Below are 3,848 nucleotides of genomic sequence, written 5' to 3' on the forward strand. Positions count from 1 at the left end.
GAGGCCTACCGACAGGCCGAAACTGAAAAACGGAAATGAGCATGGCCGCCTACGACTACATCCATGACGGCACGGCGATCTACGAGCGCTCCTTCGCCATCATCCGCGCCGAGGCCGATCTGTCGCGCTTCTCCAAAGCTGAGGCCGATGTCGCCATTCGCATGATCCATGCCTGCGGCCAGGTCGAAGCTTCAAATCATTTTGTGTTCTCCAAGGATTTCGTTGCCGCCGCCCGCACCGCTTTGGCGGCCGGCGCGCCGATCTTCTGCGACGCGGAAATGGTCTCGCATGGCGTCACCCGCGCCAGGCTGCCGGCGGGCAACGAGGTGATCTGCACCTTGCGCGACCCGCGTACGCACGAAATTGCCAGGCAAATCGGCAACACCCGTTCGGCGGCCGCCATCGACCTCTGGGGCGAGCGCATGGCCGGCTCTGTGGTTGCCATCGGCAATGCGCCGACCGCGCTATTCTATCTCCTGGAAAAACTGCGCGATGGCGCACCAAAGCCGGCGGCCATCATCGGCATGCCGGTCGGCTTCGTCGGTGCGGCCGAATCCAAGGATGCGCTGGCCGAGAATTCCTACGGCGTTCCCTACGCCATCGTGCGTGGCCGGCTTGGCGGCAGTGCCATGACCGCCGCCGCGCTCAATTCATTGGCGAGGCCTGGCCTGTGAACGCCTTTCTCAAAGGCCGCCTCGTTGGCGTCGGCACCGGTCCTGGCGACCCCGAACTGCTGACCCTAAAAGCCGCCCGCATCCTGGCCGAGGCCGATGTCGTGGCCTATTTCGCCAAGCGCGGCAACAACAGCAACGCCCGTGCAGTCGTCGAAGCGCAGTTCCGGCCCGAAATGACGGAATTGCCGCTGCTCTATCCCGTCACAACCGAAATCGCCAGGGATCACGACGACTACCGCTCGCAGATCACGGCTTTCTACGAGGAGTCGGCCGAGAAGGTCGCCGAGCACCTCGAAGCCGGCAGAATGGTTGCGGTGCTGTCGGAGGGCGACCCGCTGTTCTACGGCTCTTACATGCATCTGCATGTGCGCCTCGCCCATCGTTTTCCGACCGAAGTCATCCCCGGCGTCACCGCCATGTCCGGCTGCTGGTCGCAGACCGGTATTCCGATCGTCCAGGGCGACGACGTGCTCACCGTGCTGCCGGGCACGATGAGCGAATTCGAGCTGAGCCGCCGGCTCGCCGACACCGATGCCGCCGTGATCATGAAGGTCGGCCGCAACCTGCCCAAGATCAGGCGGGCGCTGGAGGCTACGGCCAAGCTGTCGCGCGCCGTCTATGTCGAGCGCGGCACCATGGCCGGCAGCGTCTCGATGAAGCTTGCCGACAAAAAGGACGACAAGGCACCCTACTTCGCCATCGTGCTGGTCGCCGGCTGGTCCGGTCGCCCCGGCGCCGTGGGAGCACAGGCATGAGTGGCCGTCTCACCGTCATCGGCCTTGGGCCCGGCAATGCCGATCAGGTCACCCCGGAGGCCAGCCGCGCTGTCGCCGAGGCGAAATTCTTTTACGGCTACAAGCCCTATCTCGATCGGCTGGACCTGCGCCCGGACCAGACCCGCGTCGCTTCCGACAACCGCGAGGAACTCGCCCGCTCCAAGGACGCATTGAGCAAGGCCGCAGAGGGCCATGACGTCGCCGTGGTCTCCGGCGGCGATCCCGGCGTGTTCGCCATGGCGGCGGCCGTCTGCGAGGCGATCGAGGCCGGTCCGGTCGAATGGCGCGCGGTCGATGTCGCCGTGGTGCCCGGCATCACCGCCATGCTGGCGGTTGCCGCCCGCATCGGGGCGCCGCTCGGCCATGATTTCTGCGCCATCTCGCTCTCCGACAATCTAAAGCCATGGGAATTGATCGAACTGCGCCTGCTGGCGGCGGCCGGTGCCGGCTTCGTCATCGCGCTTTATAACCCGATCAGCAAGGCCCGCCCCTGGCAACTCGGCCGCGCCTTCGAGTGCCTGACCGCCATCCTGCCGGGCACCACGCCGGTAATCTTCGGCCGCGCCGCCGGTCGCCCGGACGAGCGTATCGAGGTCTACCTGCTGGCCGATGTCGAGGCTGAAAAGGCGGACATGGCGACCTGCATCATCATCGGCTCGCCGGAAACCAGGATTATCAAGCGCACGGAGAAGCCGGCGCTGGTCTACACGCCGCGCTCTTCCACGGGTCGGACAAAATGATCGACCCCAAATCGATCGACAATGGCGGCCAGCGCTTCGACGGTTTCAGCCGAGGGCACGTCCGGCAGATCAGGCCTGCGGATCATGACCACCTCGATGCCAAGCGCCCGCGCCGAGGCGATCTTGCCAAAGGTCGCCTCGCCGCCGCTGTTCTTGGACACCACGACATCGATGCGGTGCCTTTCGAGCAGCGCGCGTTCCTCCGCGTCGCGAAACGGGCCACGGGCCAACAGATATTCGGCGTCGGGCACGGCCAGCTTCGGCTCGACCGGATCGACACTGCGAATGAGATAGTGGTGCTGGGGCGCTGCTTCGAAAGCCGCAACCTCTTGCCGGCCCAGTGCCAGAAAAACGCGGCGCGGCGCCGGTCCAAGCGCTTGCGCGGCATCGCCGACCGTACCGACCAACGTCCAGCGGTCGCCTTCGACAGGATCCCAGCCGGGACGCCGCAGGGCAAGGATCGGCACGCCGGCCATGCGCGCGGCTTGTGCGGCATTGGCGGAGATTTGCGCCGCATAGGGATGCGTGGCGTCGATCAGCAGATCGGTGGCCGTTTCCGTGAGGTAAGCGGCCAGCCCGTCGGCGCCGCCAAAGCCTCCGCTTCGCACCGGCACGCCTTGCGCGACCGGGCTTTCGGTGCGGCCGGCCAGCGACAGTGTGACCGAGGCACGCGCCGCCAGTTTTCCGGCCAGTTGCCGCGCTTCGGTGGTGCCGCCGAGGATCAGGATACGGTGGGTCATTATGCCTGCTGAGCGTCAATCGCGAGCCGCCTGGCTGACAGTCGTCGGCATCGGCGAGGACGGTTTAGCGGGTCTCGGCGACGAGGCCAAGCAGCGGATTGCCCAGGCTGAGATCATCTTCGGCGGCAAGCGGCACCTCGCCCTTGTCGCTTCCTTCGCCAAGGGCGAGCCGCGCCCATGGCCGGTTCCCTTCGATGCCGAGATGGCTGACGTCCTGGCGCTTGCCGGCAGGAACGTCTGTGTGCTCGCGTCCGGCGATCCCTTCTTCCACGGCGTCGGCGCCACGCTCGCCCGCAAGGTCAAGGCGCAGGAGATGCACGTTATCCCCGCGCCTTCAGCCGTTTCACTGGCGGCCGCCCGGCTCGGCTGGGCGCTGCAGGATATCGAAACCGTCTCGCTGCACGGCCGGCCGCTCGACCTGATCCGGCCGCTGCTGCAGCCAGGCGCGCGCATCCTGGCGCTGACCTCGGATGCAGAAGCCCCCGCGGCGATTGCCCGCCTGCTCGCGGAACTCGACTTCGGCGCATCGCGGCTGACGATCCTGGAGGCGTTGGGTGGGCCAAGCGAGACCCAGCGCTCGGTCCGCGCCGATGCCTTCGACCTCGAAAACCTCAATCCGCTCAACGTGCTGGCGGTCGAAGTTGAATCCGGTCCGGACGCGCGCGTGCTGCCGCTCACATCAGGCCTTGCCGATCACCTGTTCGACCATGACGGCCAGATCACCAAGCGCGAAATCCGCGCGATCACCCTGTCGGCGCTGGCGCCGCGGCGCGGCGAGTTGCTGTGGGACATCGGCGCCGGCTCCGGTTCCATCGGCATCGAATGGATGCTGGCCCACCCTTCGATGCGCACTTTTGCCATCGAGGCCGATCCGGTGCGCGCTGCCCGTATTGGTCGCAACGCCGCTGCCTGTGGCGT

5 protein-coding genes are annotated in these 3,848 nt (G+C 66.6%); 4 read left to right on the top strand and 1 reads right to left on the bottom strand.

The features are described 5' to 3' along the window. Positions 1-41 precede the first annotated feature (41 nt). The 3 genes from EN932_RS31080 to EN932_RS31090 are packed head-to-tail and all read left to right on the top strand — an operon-like array spanning position 42 to position 2,190. Complete coding sequence (locus tag EN932_RS31080; RefSeq protein WP_127370535.1) at positions 42-674, top strand: precorrin-8X methylmutase; 633 nt, start codon at positions 42-44, stop codon at positions 672-674. Beyond that, positions 671-1,429, top strand: coding sequence for a precorrin-2 C(20)-methyltransferase (locus EN932_RS31085; RefSeq protein WP_127385521.1), 759 nt, complete (start codon positions 671-673; stop codon positions 1,427-1,429). Before EN932_RS31080 ends, EN932_RS31085 begins: the two co-directional genes overlap by 4 nt. Further along, on the top strand, positions 1,426-2,190 hold the full coding sequence (locus EN932_RS31090) for a precorrin-3B C(17)-methyltransferase (RefSeq protein WP_024501370.1): 765 nt from the start codon (positions 1,426-1,428) through the stop codon (positions 2,188-2,190). The genes EN932_RS31085 and EN932_RS31090 overlap by 4 nt, the downstream gene beginning before the upstream one ends. Here the strand turns inward: EN932_RS31090 and EN932_RS31095 are convergent. Beyond that, entirely contained in the window at positions 2,154-2,930 is a 777-nt protein-coding gene (locus tag EN932_RS31095; RefSeq protein WP_127371420.1) for a cobalt-precorrin-6A reductase, read from the bottom strand. The genes EN932_RS31090 and EN932_RS31095 overlap by 37 nt on opposite strands. Before the next feature lies 1 nt (position 2,931). Here EN932_RS31095 and cbiE point away from each other — a divergent pair. Next, positions 2,932-3,848 (top strand): precorrin-6y C5,15-methyltransferase (decarboxylating) subunit CbiE (gene cbiE / locus EN932_RS31100; RefSeq protein ID WP_128369333.1); only part of this gene is annotated, 917 nt, incomplete at its 3' end.

Origin of the sequence: Mesorhizobium sp. M7A.F.Ca.US.002.01.1.1 (assembly GCF_004022955.1) — a bacterium.
Classification (GTDB): Bacteria; Pseudomonadota; Alphaproteobacteria; order Rhizobiales; family Rhizobiaceae; genus Mesorhizobium; species Mesorhizobium ciceri.